The 18,227-nt window shown below is 64.0% G+C and carries 19 protein-coding genes; 9 read left to right on the top strand and 10 right to left on the bottom strand.

What is annotated here, in order from left to right; all coding sequences use genetic code 11:
* Positions 1-22: 22 nt before the first annotated feature.
* Positions 23-526 (top strand): acetone carboxylase subunit gamma, encoded by a 504-nt coding sequence (locus ACLIKD_RS05175; RefSeq protein WP_226419240.1) that lies wholly within the window; start codon positions 23-25, stop codon positions 524-526.
* Between the two features lie 84 nt (positions 527-610).
* Positions 611-1,984, top strand: coding sequence for a 3-oxoacid CoA-transferase (locus ACLIKD_RS05180; RefSeq protein ID WP_428827437.1), 1,374 nt, complete (start codon positions 611-613; stop codon positions 1,982-1,984).
* A gap of 262 nt (positions 1,985-2,246) precedes the next feature.
* Here the strand turns inward: ACLIKD_RS05180 and ACLIKD_RS05185 are convergent, their stop codons facing one another.
* Positions 2,247-2,810 carry a YSC84-related protein gene (locus ACLIKD_RS05185; protein ID WP_428827438.1) on the bottom strand — a complete coding sequence of 188 codons (564 nt, stop codon included), beginning with the start codon at positions 2,808-2,810 and terminating at the stop codon, positions 2,247-2,249.
* A gap of 440 nt (positions 2,811-3,250) precedes the next feature.
* Here ACLIKD_RS05185 and ACLIKD_RS05190 point away from each other — a divergent pair, with 440 nt between their 5' ends.
* The 5 genes from ACLIKD_RS05190 to ACLIKD_RS05210 all read left to right on the top strand — a co-directional run bounded on the left by ACLIKD_RS05190 (position 3,251) and on the right by ACLIKD_RS05210 (position 6,489).
* Positions 3,251-3,862, top strand: coding sequence for a hypothetical protein (locus ACLIKD_RS05190; protein ID WP_428827439.1), 612 nt, complete (start codon positions 3,251-3,253; stop codon positions 3,860-3,862).
* Positions 3,863-3,989: 127 nt separating this feature from the next.
* The gene (locus tag ACLIKD_RS05195) at positions 3,990-4,343 is read left to right on the top strand and encodes a hypothetical protein (protein ID WP_428827440.1); all 354 of its coding nucleotides are present in this window, start codon (positions 3,990-3,992) and stop codon (positions 4,341-4,343) included.
* A gap of 125 nt (positions 4,344-4,468) precedes the next feature.
* Positions 4,469-4,924 carry a hypothetical protein gene (locus ACLIKD_RS05200; protein WP_428827441.1) on the top strand — a complete coding sequence of 152 codons (456 nt, stop codon included), beginning with the start codon at positions 4,469-4,471 and terminating at the stop codon, positions 4,922-4,924.
* A 27-nt stretch (positions 4,925-4,951) separates the two neighbouring features.
* Positions 4,952-5,851, top strand: a complete 900-nt coding sequence (locus ACLIKD_RS05205; RefSeq protein WP_428827442.1) for an FHA domain-containing protein — start codon at positions 4,952-4,954, stop codon at positions 5,849-5,851.
* Positions 5,852-6,012: 161 nt separating this feature from the next.
* The gene (locus tag ACLIKD_RS05210) at positions 6,013-6,489 is read left to right on the top strand and encodes a hypothetical protein (RefSeq protein WP_428827443.1); all 477 of its coding nucleotides are present in this window, start codon (positions 6,013-6,015) and stop codon (positions 6,487-6,489) included.
* Positions 6,490-6,556: 67 nt separating this feature from the next.
* Here ACLIKD_RS05210 and ACLIKD_RS05215 read toward each other — a convergent pair whose 3' ends face one another.
* The 6 genes from ACLIKD_RS05215 to ACLIKD_RS05240 form a co-directional block, all read right to left on the bottom strand.
* Positions 6,557-9,157 (bottom strand): chemotaxis protein CheB, encoded by a 2,601-nt coding sequence (locus tag ACLIKD_RS05215; RefSeq protein WP_428827444.1) that lies wholly within the window; start codon positions 9,155-9,157, stop codon positions 6,557-6,559.
* 61 nt (positions 9,158-9,218) lie between these two features.
* Positions 9,219-9,911, bottom strand: a complete 693-nt coding sequence (locus ACLIKD_RS05220; protein ID WP_428827445.1) for an ABC-type transport auxiliary lipoprotein family protein — start codon at positions 9,909-9,911, stop codon at positions 9,219-9,221.
* Positions 9,908-10,861, bottom strand: coding sequence for an MlaD family protein (locus tag ACLIKD_RS05225; RefSeq protein ID WP_428827446.1), 954 nt, complete (start codon positions 10,859-10,861; stop codon positions 9,908-9,910). Before ACLIKD_RS05225 ends, ACLIKD_RS05220 begins: the two co-directional genes overlap by 4 nt.
* Positions 10,858-11,673: an ABC transporter ATP-binding protein gene (locus ACLIKD_RS05230; protein WP_428827447.1), complete on the bottom strand. Its 816-nt coding sequence runs from the start codon at positions 11,671-11,673 to the stop codon at positions 10,858-10,860. Before ACLIKD_RS05230 ends, ACLIKD_RS05225 begins: the two co-directional genes overlap by 4 nt.
* A 1-nt stretch (position 11,674) precedes the next feature.
* Positions 11,675-12,811, bottom strand: a complete 1,137-nt coding sequence (locus tag ACLIKD_RS05235) for an ABC transporter permease (protein ID WP_428827448.1) — start codon at positions 12,809-12,811, stop codon at positions 11,675-11,677.
* 122 nt (positions 12,812-12,933) lie between these two features.
* Positions 12,934-13,254 (bottom strand): BON domain-containing protein, encoded by a 321-nt coding sequence (locus ACLIKD_RS05240; protein ID WP_428827449.1) that lies wholly within the window; start codon positions 13,252-13,254, stop codon positions 12,934-12,936.
* 300 nt (positions 13,255-13,554) lie between these two features.
* On the opposite strand from ACLIKD_RS05240, the gene ACLIKD_RS05245 reads away from it, so the two are divergent.
* Entirely contained in the window at positions 13,555-13,872 is a 318-nt protein-coding gene (locus ACLIKD_RS05245) for a hypothetical protein (RefSeq protein ID WP_428827450.1), read from the top strand.
* A gap of 109 nt (positions 13,873-13,981) precedes the next feature.
* Here ACLIKD_RS05245 and ACLIKD_RS05250 read toward each other — a convergent pair whose 3' ends face one another.
* The 3 genes from ACLIKD_RS05250 to ACLIKD_RS05260 all read right to left on the bottom strand — a co-directional run bounded on the left by ACLIKD_RS05250 (position 13,982) and on the right by ACLIKD_RS05260 (position 17,203).
* Positions 13,982-15,088 (bottom strand): alkene reductase, encoded by a 1,107-nt coding sequence (locus ACLIKD_RS05250; protein WP_428827451.1) that lies wholly within the window; start codon positions 15,086-15,088, stop codon positions 13,982-13,984.
* 83 nt (positions 15,089-15,171) lie between these two features.
* Positions 15,172-15,975, bottom strand: coding sequence for a 2,5-didehydrogluconate reductase DkgB (dkgB, locus tag ACLIKD_RS05255; protein ID WP_428827452.1), 804 nt, complete (start codon positions 15,973-15,975; stop codon positions 15,172-15,174).
* 40 nt (positions 15,976-16,015) lie between these two features.
* On the bottom strand, positions 16,016-17,203 hold the full coding sequence (locus ACLIKD_RS05260; RefSeq protein ID WP_428827453.1) for an MFS transporter: 1,188 nt from the start codon (positions 17,201-17,203) through the stop codon (positions 16,016-16,018).
* A 100-nt stretch (positions 17,204-17,303) separates the two neighbouring features.
* Between ACLIKD_RS05260 and ACLIKD_RS05265 the strand changes: the two genes are divergently transcribed.
* Positions 17,304-18,206, top strand: coding sequence for a LysR substrate-binding domain-containing protein (locus ACLIKD_RS05265; protein WP_428827454.1), 903 nt, complete (start codon positions 17,304-17,306; stop codon positions 18,204-18,206).
* The last annotated feature ends 21 nt before the right edge of the window (positions 18,207-18,227 follow it).

Raw genomic sequence — 18,227 nt, forward strand, 5'->3', positions numbered from 1 at the left:
CATCTGAATCAAGGAGACAAAAATGTCATATACCAATGAACAGGTTTCACATCTGGTCGAAGGCACGTTGGATTGGGAAACCACCTTCCGCATGCTGTCGATGCCCAAGGACAACAGCCGTTTCGAGCAGTACGTCGCGGCGCTGCAGGCCAAGGTCAGCTTCAAGGATCGTATCGTGCTGCCGCTGGCCCCGCACATGTACATCGTGCAGTCGGCGAAGACCAAACAGTGGCTGATCAAGTGCGACTGTGGCCACGAGTTCTGCGACTACAAGGACAACTGGAAGCTGCACGCCGCGATCTACGTGCGCGACACCGAAGAGGCGATGACCGAGGTCTATCCGCAACTGATGGCGCCGGATACCCAGTGGCAGGTCTATCGCGAGTACTACTGCCCGAGCTGCGGCACGCTGCATGACGTCGAGGCGCCGACCCCGTGGTACCCGGTGATCCATGACTTCGAGCCGGACATCGAGGCTTTCTACAAGGAATGGGTGCATCTGCCGGTACCGGAACGGGTTGATTAGGCCTTGAACCAGGCGGGGAACGCTATGCCGTTCCCCGCCTGCTCCACCCGGCAGACCAGAGAAACCAACAGGGAACAACCCAACATGAACAAGGTGTATGCAACAAGCCAGGCCGCACTCGACGGCTTGCTTTTCGACGGCATGACTGTCGCCGCCGGCGGCTTCGGCCTGTGCGGCATTCCGGAAAACCTGATCGCCGGCCTGTTGCAGGCCGGCACCAGCGACCTGACCATCGTCGGCAACAACGCCGGCGTCGACGATTTCGGCATGGGGCCGTTGCTCAAGACGCGGCAGGTCAGGAAGGTTGTCGCCTCCTACGTTGGCGAGAACAAGGAATTCGAGCGCCAGGTGCTGGCTGGCGAGCTGGAGCTCGAACTGGTGCCGCAAGGCACGCTGGCCGAACGGCTGCGCGCCGGCGGGGCCGGCATCCCCGGCTTCTACACGCGCACGGCATTCGGCACGCGACTGGCCGAAGGCAAGGAAACCCGCCAGTTCGACGGTCAGGATTACGTGCTGGAGCCGGCCATCCGGGCCGACGTCGCCATCGTCAAGGCGTGGAAGGGGGACCGCACGGGCAACCTGGTTTTTCGCAAGACGGCACGCAATTTCAACCCGATGATCGCCACCTGCGGCCGGGTCACCGTCGCCGAAGTCGAAGAGCTGGTCGAGCCGGGCGAACTCGATCCCGACCAGATCCACACCCCGGGCATCTACGTGGATCGCATCGTCCAGGGGGCCGGCTACGAGAAACGCATCGAATTCCGCACCACGGCCGGTGGCGCGTCGCCGGGCAAGCAGGATCCGCTACGCGAGCGGATGGCGCGCCGCGCCGCCCAGGAATTGCGCAACGGTTACTACGTCAATCTCGGTATCGGCATTCCGACCCTGGTCGCCAATTACATCCCCGAGGGCATGCACGTCACGCTGCAATCGGAAAACGGCTTGCTCGGCATCGGCCCCTTTCCCGACAGCGAAGACGTCGATGCCGACCTGATCAATGCCGGCAAGCAGACCATCACCAGCCTGCCGGGCAGCAGCTTCTTTTCCAGCGCCGACTCCTTCGCGATGATTCGCGGCGGCCACGTCGATCTTTCCATCCTCGGCGGTCTGGAGGTGTCGGAGAACGGCGATCTGGCCAACTGGATGGTGCCCGGCAAGATGGTCAAGGGGCCGGGCGGGGCAATGGATCTGGTCTCCGGCGTCGGCCGGGTGATCGTGCTGATGGAACACACCGCCAGGGATGGCGCGCCGAAGATCCTGGCCGACTGCAGCTTGCCGCTGACCGGCAAGGGCGTGGTGGAGATGATCATCACCGACCTCGCCGTGTTCACCGTCAATCCGGGCGGTGGCCTGACCTTGCGCGAGTTGCAGCCCGGCGTTTCGGTGGCCGAGGTCAGGGCGAAAACTGCTTGCCGCTTCTCCGTCGCGCCGGGCCTCAGCGCGCTTGCCGCCGGCTGATCAACGCTGCTGTCTATGGCGGCGTTGCACCTGCCTGGTGCTCGGTAGCGAAACCGACCAGGTGCTGACGCACGCGACGATTTCGGTGCGGGTCTAGCGGTAACCGGTAACTTTTTCGACCGGAGGAAATCCTCGGCAACGGACTCGCGACGGCTATCGAGATTCCGCGAACCCGATGCGGCGATTGCCGCCGCATCGGTGATCAGTCTCGCTGGTCGGGCTTTCGCTCGACCGGGCCGGGACGATCCTGAGCTTTGCTCGCTTAACGCTTGATGCGGGAGATCTTGGTGCCTTCGATGCTGAGGCTGGCCATCAAACCCTGCTGGTCGAAAATGAAGGCATAGGCATCGTCCTTCAGGGTCGATGACGACAGGTTCTTGGCAATGCCCTCATTGACCACGACCAGTGTCGGACCGACGCCGATTTCCCAGCCCTTCGAAGTGTCGAGATACTTGATGGCTTTGTTGCTCATCAGGAACACCACGTAGCCATAGGATTCGGCGCCGGCTTGCCAGCCCCAGGAGGCGGAGACCGAGTTGTAGTAGCCGGCAGGCTGCGAATTCTTGTTCAGAACGCCTTCACCGTAGCTGCCGCCAAAGACCAGACCGGCCTTGATGATCTTCGGGAAAATCAGGATGGCTTTGGCCTTCTTGCCGATGGCTTCGGCTGCCGGATTGTTCTTGTACAAGGTTTGCAGCGCCTGTGCGGCATCGGCGTTGAGGTCTTCGGCGGAAGCGGCATAGGCCTGGTTGCCGATGGTCGCCAGCGAAAGAGCGGCCGCCGTGACGAGCAGGAGGCGGTGCAGGGAGCGTTGTATTTTGGTCATTTCGATATCCTTTAAGTAGTGCTGCGATACGCAACCGGAGAGCAAGGACAGCGATGCATCCTTGTCATATCCGCCATTCAGCTTAGACGGCAAATTACCCGGCATCCGTTCGATAGCGCACACAGCCAATTCGGGCGAATTTCGGCGCTAAAACACCGGCATGGTTTGGACCCGACTCGCCAAATGCGCGGCCCGCCGCCGCGCCCGGTCGTCAAGGCGACTCGGGCGATAGCGATCTCCGGTTATGTGCGGCAGCGGACAGAACGGAAACGAATTCGCCAATACGCTCGGTCTATCGAAGCCAATAAGCGGTGCAATTTCTGCACTGCGGTAATGCGTGATGCCTAACCAGCGCAGGGTCTTCGCCAGGAAAACCGTATGCCGGGCAAGGTTTGCCAGGGCCGCGGTTTCAGGATCAAAAGCATAAGGAACGGAACAAAATGAAAAAACTCACCATCAATACGCTCGCTCTCGCCTTCACGCTGGCTTTCAGTGCCGGGGTAATGGCCGAAGGCATGTCAAAAACCGAGTACAAGGCAGGCAAGGACAAGATCTCCGCCGATTTCAAGACGGCCCGGGCAAGTTGCGACTCCTTGTCGGGCAATGCAAGCGACATCTGTGCGGCCGAAGCCAAGGGTAACGAGAAGGTCGCCCTGGCGGAACTCCAGGCCCGTTACAAGCCGAGCCAGAAAGCCCATTACGAAGTCCGCGTTGCCAAGGCGGAAGCCGTCTATGACGTGGCCAAGGAAAAGTGTGACGACCAGGCCGGCAATGGCAAGGATGTCTGCCTGAAGGAAGCCAAGGCTGCGGAAACCGCCGCCAAGGCCGATGCCAAGGCGCAGATGAAGACCGCTGAAGCCAACGCGACGGCCGGTGAAAAAACCGCCGAAGCGCGCAGCGATGCGAGCAAGAAGGGCGTCGCCGCCCGTCAGGATGCGACGGCCGACAAGACCGATGCCCAGTACGCAGTGGCCAAGGAAAAGTGCGACACCTATTCCGGCGCAGCCAAGGATAGTTGCCTGGACAAGGCCAAGATGAATTTCCACAAGTAATAGGTCGCATCCCGGCAGCCATCGACTACCGGAAACCAGCGGCTTGAGAAAAATCAGGCCCGGCGCTGAAAAGATCGTTCGCCATCCGGCAAGCGATTCTTTCCGGCGACATCAAGAAGGAAACACCATGAACTATTCGAAACTGACTGTCGTCGCGCTGATGTCTTTTGCCCTGAGCGCCTGTATTACGGCGCCTGCCGGCCCGCCCGGACCGCAAGGCGCGACCGGTGCCACTGGCAATACCGGTAACACCGGCGCCAAGGGCAGCACTGGCTATACCGGGGCAACCGGCGGCGCGGGCGCAACCGGCGCGACCGGTTATACCGGGGCCACCGGAACGGCTGGCGCGACCGGCGATACGGGCGCGACGGGCAATACCGGCGCCACTGGCAACACCGGTAATACCGGCGCCAAGGGCAGCACCGGGGCGCGCGGTGCAACAACGACCGATGGCACGGTGGTCATCGTTCCGGCGCGCTAAACGCCTCCGCCGTAGCGGCTGAGCAGGAAAATTCTCGCCCCGGTTGATCGGCAGCGGGAATTTTTGGTTTTGGCGAGGCCATTCGTCGGCTCGTCAAACGCATTACTGAATGACAGGAGTACAGCATGCGATTATTTCTGATTGCCTTGTTACTGGCGGCGGCCACCGTCCCAGCCCGCGCCGCCGATGTCGGCGTCTCGGTGAGCATTGGCCAGCCGGGCTTTTACGGTCGCCTCGACATTGGCGACTACCCGCCGCCCCAAGTGATCTACCAGCAGCCGCGGATGGTGCGGCGGGTTCCGGTATCCCGGCCGCCAGTCTATCTGCGGGTTCCGCCCGGCCACGCCAGAGACTGGCGCCGCTACTGTGGCCGCTATGACGCTTGCGGCGAGCGGGTCTACTTCGTCCGCGACAACTGGTATCAACGCGAATATGTGCCGCGCTACCGGGATCGCCATGGCGATCGGCATGACCAGCGGCGCGACGGACCGCGCGGCGATTCAGGCAACGACCATCGGGACAACGACTATCGGGGGAATGACCATCGCGGCAACGATCACGAGCGGGGCCGCGGCCGCTGAGGCCGCCCGGTTGCCGGAGGGCCAGGCATGATGACGAATGACGGCGCCTTGTCCGTGCTATGTGCCGATGTCGCGGCTGATGCCAGTCTGGTGCAATCGCTCGACCAGGCGGAAGCGCGCTACGCCGTGGCGCGTTGCGAGAAACGCATCCGGCGCTCGGTCGAAACCCATGGCGGGCGCCTGGTGCATCAGAGCGGCAACCGGCTGATGGCCTTCTTCGCCGATGGCCAGGATGCGCTGCACTCGGCCATCGAGATGCAGCGCCGGATTGCCGACCTGCCGCCACCGGCCGGTTTTCCGCTGGCGGTCAGCGTCGGCCTGTGTACCGGCCATCGGGCGAGGGAGCTGCGTTATTTTCCCGGCGACGGGGTGAATCCGGCGGCCCGGCTATCCGCGGTCGCCGCGCCGGGGCATATCCTGCTCAGCATGCCGCAACGGGCGACCGCCTTTCCCCTGTTGCAGCTGGCGGCGAGCAGCGTGCCCGACCTGCAGCTCAATTGCGGCAAGCGGCGTCTCGGTGTCTTTCAGGTGGCATGGCAGCAGCCCGATCAACAGACACTGAGGCTGGCGCTGGCCGATCCCGGCGCTGGGGTGGGGCGCCTCTGCGTCCGTTACCGGGGCATCGAAACGTGGCTGGACGAAAATCAGCCGTTTGCCCGCATCGGCCGTCAGGCGGATTGCGATCTGATCGTCCGCGATCTCCGCTGTTCGCGGGAGCACGGCCGGATCGAGCGGCGCCTCGAGCGTTTCGTCTGGGTCGACCGGAGCACCAACGGCAGCTTCGTGACCCTCGAGGGGCAGGCCGAGGTTTTTGTCCGGCGCGGTGAACTGCTGCTCTCCGGGCGGGGCCTGCTCAGTCTGGGTGCGCCCGCGGCGGCCAAGGGGGCGGAGCTGGTGCACTTCGAGACGGCCCCATATTCGTGCTAGCCAGACCGGAAATTCGCGTCTAGTCTGTGTGTGCCAGCGTACATACGACTCCGGCGCAGGATACGACAATCAACCGACGACCATGGGGTTCGGCAGATCGCCGAGTCGGTGCTGGCAAGGATGTTTTCGTGCAAGCACACGGTTTATTTCTGGAGCAGATCATGGGCAATCCCTTATTCGCAGTTCAGCAGCATCAAGCCATTCGTCGGTCCATTTCGCGTCCGCTCGTCGCCCTCGTTGCGGCCTTGCTGTGCACGCCGCTGCTCGCCGTCGAAATCGATGACAACGCCAAACACAATGCCAGCAGCGCGCCGCAAGCCACGATTCCCTGGCTGAGCGGCGGCATCGGCGACGATGCGCGTGACGAAATGCGCAAAGCAGCGGCCTCCTACAATGTCCTGATTGTGTTCAGCGACCGCCAGGGCAGCTACCTGGCCGACATTCCGTTCACCGTCACCGGGCGCAATGGCCAGGAAGTCGTGGCCGGGGTCAGCGAAGGGCCGCTGCTCTACATCAAGCTGCCGGCGGGGACCTACAAGGTTTCGGTAAAAATCGACGGAGCCTGGCAAAACAGGCAAATCCAGGCCGGCCCGGCCGGTCGTCCGGTCCGGGTGAACTTCGTCGGCAAGGGCGAGTGATTTTTCAGTATTAGCCCTGGTCGGTCATCGGCCCGCTGCTGGCGGGCGGTGACCGGTGGTCGGCGGGCTACGCCCCTTGCGTGCGCAGTTTGGCTTCGAGCAGCTTGATTTCGGTGATGTCGATGAAGGTGATCACCACGCCGTCGATCACATTGTCCTGGGTGCGATAGGGCATGATCCGCACGCGATACCAACGGCCGTCATGGGTGGCCGTCACCGTTTCGTGAAAAATCAGCGTGTTCAGCACTTCGAGTGCATCGTCCTTCAATTTCGGATAGTCGAGATCGGTGACGATGTGCGAGAGCGGCCGCCCGACATCGCCTGAAATCAGCTTGAAAAGCTTGGTGGCATGCGTCGTGAAACGTCGCAGGTTCATCGCGCTATCGAGGAAGATCGTCGCGATTTCCGTGCTGTTGAGCAGGTTCGTCATGTCGTTGCGGACCCAGGTCAGGTCGTCGAGTTTCGATTGCAGTTCGGCATTCACCGTCTGCAGTTCTTCATTGAGCGACTGCAGTTCTTCCTTCGATGTCGTCAGTTCTTCGTTGGTCGATTGCAGCTCTTCGTTGGTCGACTGCAATTCCTCGTTGCTCGACTTCAGTTCCTCGACGCTGGTCTGCATTTCTTCATGCGTTACCTGCAGCGCCTCCCGGGCTTGCCGTAATTCCTGCAGCAGCGTGCTGTTCGGCTCATCCTCGGCATGCTTGCCCGACTTGCGGCGGGACGGTGGCTTGCGCACGTCCTTGAAGACGATGATCACCCGCCCGCGCAGCGGCTCCGGCTTGTCGAGCGCCTGGACGACCAGATCGACGATTTGCGTGCCGCCGTTGGTGCCGACCCGCAGGCCATTGATGAGGATCGGTAGCGGATTGTTCAGGGCATTGCGGATGACCCCGGTCAGCGCCTCGCGCAAGCCCTCGCGGGCCATCGCATGAATGTTGATATTGGTCTTGCCGGCCGCCGGTTCCAGGTACTTGCCGGTACGGCCGCTGAAGTAAAGGATGTCGCCATCGCCGTTCACCACCACGGCCGCCGGCGCCCAGGTCTGCTGGATCAGTTGATCGGTCAGTTGGCCGAGGTTGTCGGGGCGCTCGGTTTGCGCCGGCCGGCCGGTCTCCGACGTTTCACTCGGCAGTTTGCGGGGAAACTCCAGGGCGGTTAACGGCAATGGCTGGTTCAACCGGCGGAACAGCCGCCCCTTCTTGGTCAGCGGTGCGAACAGCCCGGCCGCATTGCCGATGCTCTCGGCGCTGCCGAGAAACAGCATGCCGCCCGGGTTAATGGCGTAATAAAAGAGCGGGAGCAGCTTTCTCTGCAACTGCGCGCCGAAGTAGATCAGCAGATTGCGGCAGGTGAGGATGTCGAGCTTGGTGAAGGGCGGGTCGGAGATGATGTTCTGCGGTGCGAACACCACCATTTCGCGAATATCCTTGTTGATCCGATAGCCTCCGCTCTCTTCATGGGTGAAGTGGCGGGCCAGCCGTTCGGCCGAGACGTCGGCCGCGATGTTGTCCGGGTAGAAACCCTTGCGCGCCTGCTCGATGGCGTCCGTATCGAGATCGGTGGCGTAGATCTGCAGCGTGAAGCGGCGTTCCGGCCGGGCTTCCGCGATCGCCTCCTTGAAGACGATGGCCAGTGAATAGGCTTCTTCTCCGGTCGAGCAGGCGGCCACCCAGGCCCGCAGCGACTTGCCGTCCGGGTGCTGGGCGAGCAGGGCGGGGATCGCTTCGTGGCGCAGGTATTCCCAGGCTTCGGCATCGCGAAAGAAGTTGGTCACGCCGATCAGCAGTTCCTTGAACAGGATGTCCAGCTCGTGCTCGTTGTCCCGCAGGTAACGCACGTAATCGTCGATGCCGGCAATCTGGTTGACCGCCATCCGCCGTTCGATGCGGCGGTTCAGGGTATTCGTCTTGTACAGCGAGAAATCGTTGCCGCAGCGGTCACGCAGCAGGATGACGATCTTGTCGAGCGCCGTCAGAATAGCCACTCGGGGATTGATCTCGAACAGCTGGGCATGGGCCGGATGCCGGAGATAGTCGGCAATCCTTCCGGGCAATGCTTCCGGCGGGGCGACGATGTCGACCACGCCGGCCTGGATGGCCGAGTGCGGCATGCTGTCGGCCTTGGCGCTGGCCGGGTCCTGGGCCAGTGTCAGGCCGGTTTTTTCCTTGATGGCGCGCAGGCCGAAGACCCCATCGGAACCCATCCCGGAAAGGATGACGCCGATGGCTTTCTCCTTGAGATCCTCGGCCAGCGTGCGCAGGAAGAAATCGATCGGCAGCCGCAGGCCGCGCGTCGCCACCGGCTCGAGCAGGTGAAGTTTGCCGTGCAGCAGCGACAGGTCCTTGTTCGGCGGGATGACATAGACGCTGTCGGGCTGCAGGCGCAGGCCATCCTCGATCTCGGTGACGGGCATCGAGGTGAAGCGTTGCAACAGATCGGGCAAGGCGCTGAGATGAGTTGGATCGAGATGCTGGACGATAACGAATGCGAAACCGCAGCCAGCCGGCACATTGGTCAGGAACCTCTCGAGCGCTTCAAGGCCGCCGGCCGAACAGCCAATCCCGACAATCGGGAAATCCAGCGGGGGAGTGTCGTCAACCGGCGGCTGCGCTTTGGGCGATGGCGCTGGCGGTTGTTGGGCGGGACTGGCTTTGGGTGTCTTGACCATGGGATTTATCGGCTGAAAATTACCGGGTGAAAGTACGCGTAATCGCCATGGAAGGACAGCATTAATTTGCTGTTACGGGTCGTACGTCAGTTTTTTGCCCGCTTTTCGCCGTTGCCAGCCAGTTTTGCGCTGCTTCGGCAGAAAAGGCGGCCAGTTGGTCGAGTACCTTCTGCACCGCGCCGTTCGCCGCCATCACGCCGCCGTAGGGATTGTCTTGCGCGGCGGCTATGGACTGGTCGAATTCGCGCCAGGCAAGAACCTGCCGGCTTCCGGTATCGACCAGGTAGGCCCGCAGCGTGAAGCGGACCCGACTCGGCGAGTCGTTGAACTCCTGCTGCAGGCGGACGATTTCGACATCGAGGCGGAGGTCGCCGGAAGCGGTGCTGGGCGTCGGGACGACGGCGCGGAAGGCGCCGCTCTGTTCGAGGGCGGCAACGATCAGCGGGGCGATCATCCGGGCCGGGGTATCGGCCCATTCGCTGTTGGCGAAGTATTCCAGCTGATGCGGCTCGCGGACATAGATGATGCGGTGGCTGTCAAAACCCGCCGCGGCATGCGGCGGATTGACGATCAGGGTCGGGGCCGCCGTCGGGCGCGGCGGGGCGGCTTGGCTGGCGCGTGGCGCACCGTCCAGCGTGTAGAAGGACGGTTGCGCGTCGCCGGCGGTGTCAAGAATGCCGCAGGCCCCGAGCATGGTCAGCAACAGGCCGGCGGCAGCGCCTCGGCCGAGGCGTAAATAGGATAGGCGGGTCATGGCTGGCGGCCTCTTCGTGATGCTTCTCCCGGCCCGTTCGGCACCGGCTGGCGGCCGAACAGCAGGCCGGATGGATTGCGTTCGGTCTGTTCGCTGAGGCGGCGCAGCGAGGTCGTCAAGACACTCAATTCGTTGAGCAGCCGTTCCAGTTGCGGCATCGTTTCCGCCGTGAAGCGATTGACATCGCTGCCCACCGAATTGATGGTCTTGCCGGCGCTGGCGCTCGTCCGGGCGACTTCGTTGCCCATTTTCTCGACGGCGTCGGCGCCCCGGCCGAGGCGCTCGATCGCCGGCTCCAGCCTGGCCGTTGCCCGCGCCGCGTTTTCGAAGGTGCGGGCGGCGTCGACCAGGCCGCTATCGATGCTCTCCTTGCGTGCCGCGAGAGTGTGGGCGACGCTGGCGATATCGGCCAGGGTGCTTTTGAAGGACGCCTGGTTTTCGGCGCTGAGCATGGCGTTGAGGTTGGTCGAGGTGTTGTCGAGCTTGGCCAGCACGTTGGTCAGCACATTTTCCAGGCGGGTGCCGAGCGACGGCTTGGTCCGGATCTGCGGGTACTCGTTGCCCGCCGTCGCTTGCAGCAGCGGCACCTGATCGGCGCCGCCGCTCAGTTCGACGTAGGCGATGCCGGTCAGGCCCTGGGTTTTCAGCACGGCCACCGTGTCTTCCTTGATCGGCGTGCCGCGCTCGATGGCGAACAGCAGATTGACCCGTTGCGGGTTGCCCGGGTCGAGCTCGATCTGCCGCACCTTGCCGACGTCGACCCCGTTGTATTTGACCGGCGCATTGAGGTTCAGGCCGGCGACCGATTCCTCTTCGATGGCCAGATAGAGATCGTATTTCTTCTGGAAGGCGCCGCCCGAGGCCAGCCAGAGCGTCGCGCCAATCAGCACGGCGACCAGGACCAGGACGAAGGCGCCGACTGCCGCGTAATTGACTTTTGTTTCCATCATTTGATTCCGGTTGGTTGATCGGTTTGCCCGGTGCTACGCTGACGAGCGGCCAGTCCGCGCTGACCGGCGAAGAATTTGCCGATCGCCGGGTGGTCGAGCTGCGCCAGTTCGGCCATCGAGCCGACGCCTTGCACCTTGCCGTCGGCCAGTACCGCGACGCGGTCGGCGACCTGCCAGAGCAGGTCGAGGTCGTGGGTGATCATCACGATGCTCAGGCCGAACAGGTCGCGCAGCCTGCAGATCAGCTGGTCGATCTCGCCGGCGCTTTCGGGGTCGAGGCCGGCCGTCGGCTCGTCGAGAAAGAGCAGTTCCGGGTCGAGGACCAGGGCGCGGGCGAGCGAGGCGCGTTTCATCATGCCGCCGCTCAATTCGGCCGGGTATTGGGCGCCTACTGCCGGCTGCAGGCCGGTCATCGCCAGCTTCCAGTCGGCGATTTCGTCGATCAGCCGGTCGGCCAGCCCGGTATGTTCGCGCAGCGGCAGGCCGACGTTTTCCCTGACGGTCAGCGAGCCGAACAGGCCGCCGCTCTGGAACATCACGCCCCAGCGCCGGCGCAGATCAAGGGCCGCGGCATCGGTGATGTTTTCGAGATCGACGCCGAGGACCCGGATCGAGCCCGATTCGGGCTGCTGGAGCAGGATGATTTCGCGCAGCAGCGTCGATTTCCCGGAACCCGAGCCGCCGACCAGCGCGAATATCTCGGCCTGGCGGACGCTCAGATCGAGACCGGAATGGACGACATGCGTGCCAAAGCGGGTGATCAGCTGCTTGATCTCGATGACCGCCGTCGCGTTGGGAATCTGGTCGCTCATCTCATAGATCCAGCGCGCTGAAGGCGACCGAGAACAGGGCGTCGGCGACGATGACCAGGAAGATCGACTGAACGACGCTGCGCGTCGTCTGCCGCCCGACGCTATCGGCCCCGCCATGCGTGCGGAAACCCTGGAAGCAGCCGATGCTGACGATGATCGCGGCAAAGACCGGGGCCTTGCCGATGCCGATCAGATAGGCGGTGACGCTGACGCTCTTGACGAAGCGGTCGAGAAATTCGCCGTAGCTGACCGCCAGCTGGGCGCGCGCCATGATCATGCCGCCGAAGACGCCGAGCAGGTCGGCGAACACTGTCAGCAGGGGGAGCGCGATGAGCAGCGCGATGATTTTCGGGAGGACCAGCAATTCGAGCGGCGCGATGCCGATGGTGCGCATCGCGTCGATTTCCTCGGTCACCGCCATGGTCCCGATCTGCGCCGCGTAGGCCGAACCGGAACGGCCGGCGACGATGATCGCGGTGATCAATGGGGCGAACTCGCGCAACATCGACAGGCCGACCAGATCGGCGACGAAGATGTTGGCGCCGTACTGCCTGAGCTGGTCGGCGCCTTGGTAGGCGACGACGATGCCGAGCAGGAAGGAAAGCAGGCCGACGATCGGCAGGGCGTCGAAGCCGGCGCTGCGGATGTTGTAGAGGATGGGGCGCCAGCGGATACGGCGCGGCTGGGCCAGCCAGCCGGCGAAGGCGAGCGTGCATTCGCCGATAAAGCTGAGCAGCGCGAGGCCCTGTTCAAGGCCGGCGGCCGTGTTGCGGCCGAGGCTCTCAAGCCGGCTGGCCGGCGGCTCGGCAGCCGGCTTGGCGTCGGTGTCTTGCTGGTCGACTTGCTGGCCAACGACCGCCAGCAGTTTGGCAAATTCCGGCGGCAATTCACGTAGTTCGACGACAGCCGACGCGTCGCGCAGCCGGCGCAGCAGTTTTTGCACGACCCAAGCGCCCGCCGTATCGAGCGCCACAATGCCCGATGCGTCGATGAGCAGGGTCGCGCCGGACGGTGCCGACAGCGTCGCCAGTTGCCCGTCGATCCCGCCCAGGCCGCGCGCCGTCCAGCAGCCCGAGAGGACGAGTTGCTGCGCTGTCGTCCGGGCGATTGCCGCCGGTGCTGCCGAAATGAGAGTCATGGGTCGCCCAAACTGCTTGTCGATAAATGGTCCGGCCCGGGCGAGGCACCACAACGCCCCGTGCGGTGCGCCGGCGCGCTGTGCCGCCGTGGCCCGGACGAACGCCGGGCCGCAGCGCTTGCTTACTTGTCGGCGACGACCTTGATGTCGTTCTTCACGGCAGTGACGCCCGCCACCCCCTTGGTGATCGTCACGGCCCTGTCTACCGCCGTCTTGCTCGCAGCGCTGCCGCTCAGCGTGACGACGCCATTCTTGTCGGTATCGACATTGATCTTGACCAGGCTGGACATCTTCTCGGCGGCCAGTTCAGCCTTGACCTTGGTGGTGATGACCGAATCCTTGACATATTCCGTCGCCGCCTTGCCGGTATCGGCGGTATGACCGACAACGGGCAGCAGCAACAGGCCGGCGACGAGAAAACTGGTGGTGAGTTTGTTGTTCATGATCTGTCCTCTTCTATTGCGTTGAAAAATGGTTCCTGCACGAACCGGGGGCAGTTGCCTGTCCATTGGTCGTAATGGTGGTTTACCACCCTCCGCCAGGGGATTCTGTGCGCCGGCGAACATAGAGTGTTTTTTGCGGATTTCCCGCCGGGCCGCCGTGCAGCGCGCCGGTCCTTTCCTCGCACTCTGTGCGGCAACGAACAGAAGTCATTGGACGGTCGGCGTACTTTCAGTCGCTGGTTCCCCGTGGTCGACAGGCAAGAGCAGGGGCTTTCCGTTAAATAACCAGAAGGAATTCAAATGAACTATTCAATCGTTTTTTCAGCGGTAATCGCCGCCCTGGCCTTGAGTGCCTGTGAGAAACCGGCGCCGGTTTCCCCGACTCCGGCCGTCATCACCGTTCCGGTGCCTGGCCCGGCTGGCCCGACCGGTGCCACAGGATCGACCGGATCGACCGGCTCCACCGGGGCGGCCGGCGATACCGGCTCGACTGGCTCGACTGGCTCCACCGGATCAACGGGCGGAACCGGTGCAACCGGCGCGACCGGCGATACGGGAAAGACCGGCGGCGGCACCGTTATCGTTGTCCCGCCGGCACCGCCCGAACCGGCGCGCTGAGTATTCGGTTACGACGAGGCCAAGGCCGTTGTCCTGGCCGCGGCCTCGTTCGACCGATGCGTGGTTTGCATCTTTGTCGATTGCTTCTCCTCCGGTCTGACCACCTTGCTCAGGCGGTGGCCAGCGTCGGGTAGTCGGTGAGTCCGTGCGCCCCGCCGCCAAACAAGGTTTCGCGGTCCGGCGCGGCGAGTGGCGCACCGTGGCGCAGGCGTTCGGTCAGGTCGGGGTTGGCGACGAAGGGGCGGCCAAAGGCGATCAGGTCGGCCCAGCCTTCGCTTAGCGCGGCGCGGGCCCGTTCGGCGGTGTATTTGCCGGCGTAGATCAACGTCCCGGGGAAGGCGGCGCGCAGTTGCCGCTTGAATTCGACGGGCATGTACGGCGCGTCGTCCCAGTCGGCTTCGGCGATGTGGATGTAGGCCACGCCGATTTCGCCGAGCAGTCGTGCGGCGCCCAGGTAGGTGGTTTCCGGGTCGGCATCGACACAGCCGTTGAGGGTGGTCAATGGGGCAAGACGAATCCCGACGCGGCTCTTGTCGCCGGTGCCTTCAACCAGGGCGCCGGCCACTTCGCCGAGAAAGCGCAGGCGGTTTTCCAGCGAACCGCCGTATTCGTCGGTCCGCGCGTTGGCATTGGAGTCGATGAACTGGTTGACCAGGTAGCCGTTCGCCGCGTGCAGTTCGACGCCGTCGAAGCCGGCTTCGAGCGCCAGGCGCGCCGCCTGACGAAATTGGCCGACGATCTCCTGGATTTCGGCGACTGACAGCGCCCGCGGCTGGGAAGCCTGGACGAAGGCCGGCTGGCCATCCGCTTCGGCGATGAAGACGTTGACGCCGGCCGCCTGGATCGCCGACGAAGAGACCGGCGATTGGCCGTCGAGCAGGCTGCTGTGGCTGAGCCGGCCGACGTGCCAGAGCTGGGCAAAAATCCGTCCGCCGGCGGCGTGCACCGCGTCGGTCACCTGGCGCCAGCCGGCGATCTGGTCCGGCGTGTGGATGCCCGGCGTCCAGGCGTAGCCCTTGCCAAGCGGCGAAATCCAGGTGCCCTCGCTGACGATCAGGCCGGCGCTGGCGCGCTGCGCGTAATACTCGGCCATCAGCGCCGTCGGCACGTCGCCCGGCTGGGCGGCGCGCGAGCGCGTCATCGGCGGCATCACGATACGATTGGGCAGGGACAGATGGCCGAGCGTCAGGGGTTGAAATAGCGGGTCGTCAGACATGGCGGATCTCCGAAACTGGCGCTGCGGCGCCGGTGGAATAAAAAGGGGTAACAGGTGTTGAGCGAATTCAGGCCATGGTTTGCTCAGTCCCACGCGGGGGCCAGGCCCTTGGGGTCGATTTCGCGGCCGTTGCGCTCCAGGCTGGCAATCTTCGCCATATCGCCGTCGTCGAGCTGCAGATCGCGGGCGAGCAGGTTGCTGGCCAGGTGTTCACGCTTGGTTGACGACGGGATCACCGCGTAGCCGAGTTGCAGTGCCCAGGCCAGCGCAACCTGCGCCGGGGTGGCCTGGTGCTTGGCCGCAATGTCGTGGAGCACCGGATCCTCGAGCACCTTGCCATAAGCCAGGGTCATGTACGAGGTAACGGCAATGCCCTGTTCTTTGAGAAAGGCAGCCAGCTTGCGGTTTTGCAGGTAAGGGCTGAGTTCGATCTGGTTGGTGGCGATGGCATCCTTGCCGACCACCGCCATGGCCTGCCGGGTCAGTTCGATATTGAAGTTGGAAATGCCGATCTGGCGGGTCAGGCCGAGCGCCTTGGCTTCGGCCAGCGCGGCCATGTACTCGGGCAGTCCGACCGGGCCGCCCGGCGCCGGCCAGTGGATCAGGGTCAGATCGACGTAGTCGGTACGCAGCTTGTGCAGGCTGTCGCGCAGGCTCGGCAGCAGCTTGTCTTTGGCGTAGTTGTCCCGCCAGATCTTGGTGGTGATGAACAGTTGATCGCGCGCCACGCCGCTCTCGGCAATGGCCTGGCCGACCTCGGCCTCGTTGCCGTAGATCTGGGCGGTATCGACGGCGCGATAGCCGAGATCGAGGGCGTTGCGTACCGAGTCGATGACGGTCTGGCCGGTCAGGCGGAAGGTGCCGACGCCGAAGGAAGGAATGTTCATGGGATGACTCCTGTAAAAGTAAGGAAGAGAAATCGCGCGATCAGGCTTCGGCCGGCCGCAGCACGGGTGCGCGGCGGTCGTCCAGGCGGCCGCTCAGCACCGTCAGGCCGAAAGCGCCGAGCGTCACCAGCGCGGCGATCCACGGCGTGTGCGCCAGGCCAAGCTGACCGACGACCAGCGAACCGGCCCAGGAACCGCCCGCCACGCCGATGTTGAAGGCGGCGATGTTGAACCCCGCGGCGACATCGACGGCGTCCGGCGCGACCTTTTCGGCTTGCTGCACGACGTACGCCTGGAGGGCCGGCACGTTGCCAAAGGCCACCGCACCCCAGGCTAACACGGTCAGCACGACCAGCCATTTGTGCGCTGCGGTGAAGGTCAGCACCAGCAACACGGCGGCGAGCAGCAGGAAGATGGTCTTCAGGGCGCTGACCGCGCCCTGGCGGTCGGCCAGGCGGCCGCCCCAGACGTTGCCGACGGCGACCGAAACGCCATAGGCCAGCAGCACCACGCCGACCATCTCCGGCGTGAAGCCGGCGATATCCTGCAGGATGGGCGCCAGGAAAGTGAAGGCGATCAGCGAACCGCCGTAGCCCACCGCAGTCATCGCAAAGACCAGCAGCAGGCGCGGTTGCAGCAGCACGCGCATTTGACGTGGCAGCGGGGCCGGCGGCGTATGGGCGATCGACTTCGGGACGAAGGCCCAGGCGCCAAGCAAGGCCAGCAGCCCGAAGGCCGATACGGCGAGGAAGGTGGCCGGCCAGCCGAAGCGCTGGCCGATGAAGGTGCCGAGCGGAATGCTGGTGACGAAGGCCACGGTCATGCCGCTGAACATCGTGGCGATGGCGCTCGCCGCTTTTTCCCGCGGCACCAGGCCGGTCGCGATGATCGAGCCGACCGAGAAAAAGACGCCGTGCGCCAGCCCGGTCAGCACGCGCGCCGTGATCAAGGTGCCGTAGCCGGGCGCCTGCCAGGCGATCAGGTTGCCCACGGTGAACAGCGCCATCAGGCCGAGCAGCAACGGTTTGCGCGGCACCTTGCCGGTCAGCGCGGTGAGCAGCGGCGCGCTCACGGCGACGCTCAGCGCATAAAGGCTGACCAGCAGACCGGCCGAGGGCAGGGTGATGCCGAGGTCGGCGGCGATGCTCGGGATCAAGCCGACGATGACGAACTCGGTGGTGCCGATGGCGAAGGCGGCCAGAGTCAAGGCAAGTAGTGCGGGGGGCATGGTGGCGCTCCAGGTGCTAAGGAATGAAGCGCAGTGTGCCGGCTTTACTTTTGTCGATAAAGCCGCGTATAAACAAAATATTATTGATTAAAAATCAAATATGAAAACCACCCTCGATGAAATGCAGGCCTTTGTCGCCGTCGTTGACCAGGGATCGATCACCGCCGGTTCTGAGCAGGTTGGGCTGACCGTCTCGGCGACCAGCCGTACGCTGGGCCGCCTGGAAGAGAAGCTGCAGACCACGCTGCTCCGGCGCACGACGCGGCGCCTGGAGCTGACCGAGGAAGGGGCGGTATTCCTGGAAAATGCCCGGGCCATTCTCGCCTCCGTGGACGCCGCCGAGGAACAGTTGGCAGCGCGCCGGATGCACCCGATCGGGCGCCTGCGGGTCGATGCCGCCACGCCGTTCATGCTGCATGTGATCGTTCCGCTGCTGGCCGGGTTTTACGCCCGTTACCCGGAAGTCGAGCTGGAGTTGAACTCCAACGAGGGGATTACCGACTTGCTCGAAAAGCGCACCGACGTCGCATTCCGCATCGGCGCGCTGAAGGATTCGACACTGCACGCCCGCCCGGTCGGCAGCAGCCGTCTGCGCCTGCTCGCCAGCCCGGCTTACCTGCAACGGCACGGCGCCCCGACGACGCCGGCCGAACTGGCCGGGCATGTGCTGCTCGGCTTCAACCAGCCCGATTCGCTGAACGACTGGCCGCTGCGCAACGATGACGGCACTACCGTGCGCATCAAGCCGACGATTGCCTCATCGAGCGGCGAGACGCTCCGGCAGATCGCCCTGGCCGGCCTCGGCATCGTCTGCCTGTCGGACTTCATGACCCGTCAGGATCAAAAAGACGGGCAATTGCTGCCCCTGTTGGCCGGGCAGTCCCTTGACGTGCGCCAGCCGATCAACGCCGTTTACTATCGCAATACGGCGCTCGCTTCGCGTATCACCTGTTTTGTCGATCACGTGATCAACGCACTGGGCAAAGACCCGTTCGACGTTTGAGGCCGTTCGCCCGGCCGGCCG

This window comes from Azonexus sp. IMCC34842, from assembly GCF_050368855.1.
In the GTDB taxonomy this organism is placed as follows: Bacteria; Pseudomonadota; Gammaproteobacteria; order Burkholderiales; family Rhodocyclaceae; genus Azonexus; species Azonexus denitrificans_A.

Excerpts from the sequence above, each read along its gene's own strand:
- ACLIKD_RS05175 (WP_226419240.1), top strand. The coding sequence starts at position 23 with ATGTCATATACCAATGAACAGGTTTCACATCTGGTCGAAGGCACGTTG.
- ACLIKD_RS05180 (WP_428827437.1), top strand. The coding sequence starts at position 611 with ATGAACAAGGTGTATGCAACAAGCCAGGCCGCACTCGACGGCTTGCTT.
- ACLIKD_RS05185 (WP_428827438.1), bottom strand. The coding sequence starts at position 2,810 with ATGACCAAAATACAACGCTCCCTGCACCGCCTCCTGCTCGTCACGGCG.
- ACLIKD_RS05190 (WP_428827439.1), top strand. The coding sequence starts at position 3,251 with ATGAAAAAACTCACCATCAATACGCTCGCTCTCGCCTTCACGCTGGCT.
- ACLIKD_RS05195 (WP_428827440.1), top strand. The coding sequence starts at position 3,990 with ATGAACTATTCGAAACTGACTGTCGTCGCGCTGATGTCTTTTGCCCTG.
- ACLIKD_RS05200 (WP_428827441.1), top strand. The coding sequence starts at position 4,469 with ATGCGATTATTTCTGATTGCCTTGTTACTGGCGGCGGCCACCGTCCCA.
- ACLIKD_RS05205 (WP_428827442.1), top strand. The coding sequence starts at position 4,952 with ATGATGACGAATGACGGCGCCTTGTCCGTGCTATGTGCCGATGTCGCG.
- ACLIKD_RS05210 (WP_428827443.1), top strand. The coding sequence starts at position 6,013 with ATGGGCAATCCCTTATTCGCAGTTCAGCAGCATCAAGCCATTCGTCGG.
- ACLIKD_RS05215 (WP_428827444.1), bottom strand. The coding sequence starts at position 9,157 with ATGGTCAAGACACCCAAAGCCAGTCCCGCCCAACAACCGCCAGCGCCA.
- ACLIKD_RS05220 (WP_428827445.1), bottom strand. The coding sequence starts at position 9,911 with ATGACCCGCCTATCCTATTTACGCCTCGGCCGAGGCGCTGCCGCCGGC.
- ACLIKD_RS05225 (WP_428827446.1), bottom strand. The coding sequence starts at position 10,861 with ATGATGGAAACAAAAGTCAATTACGCGGCAGTCGGCGCCTTCGTCCTG.
- ACLIKD_RS05230 (WP_428827447.1), bottom strand. The coding sequence starts at position 11,673 with ATGAGCGACCAGATTCCCAACGCGACGGCGGTCATCGAGATCAAGCAG.
- ACLIKD_RS05235 (WP_428827448.1), bottom strand. The coding sequence starts at position 12,811 with ATGACTCTCATTTCGGCAGCACCGGCGGCAATCGCCCGGACGACAGCG.
- ACLIKD_RS05240 (WP_428827449.1), bottom strand. The coding sequence starts at position 13,254 with ATGAACAACAAACTCACCACCAGTTTTCTCGTCGCCGGCCTGTTGCTG.
- ACLIKD_RS05245 (WP_428827450.1), top strand. The coding sequence starts at position 13,555 with ATGAACTATTCAATCGTTTTTTCAGCGGTAATCGCCGCCCTGGCCTTG.
- ACLIKD_RS05250 (WP_428827451.1), bottom strand. The coding sequence starts at position 15,088 with ATGTCTGACGACCCGCTATTTCAACCCCTGACGCTCGGCCATCTGTCC.
- dkgB (WP_428827452.1), bottom strand. The coding sequence starts at position 15,975 with ATGAACATTCCTTCCTTCGGCGTCGGCACCTTCCGCCTGACCGGCCAG.
- ACLIKD_RS05260 (WP_428827453.1), bottom strand. The coding sequence starts at position 17,203 with ATGCCCCCCGCACTACTTGCCTTGACTCTGGCCGCCTTCGCCATCGGC.
- ACLIKD_RS05265 (WP_428827454.1), top strand. The coding sequence starts at position 17,304 with ATGAAAACCACCCTCGATGAAATGCAGGCCTTTGTCGCCGTCGTTGAC.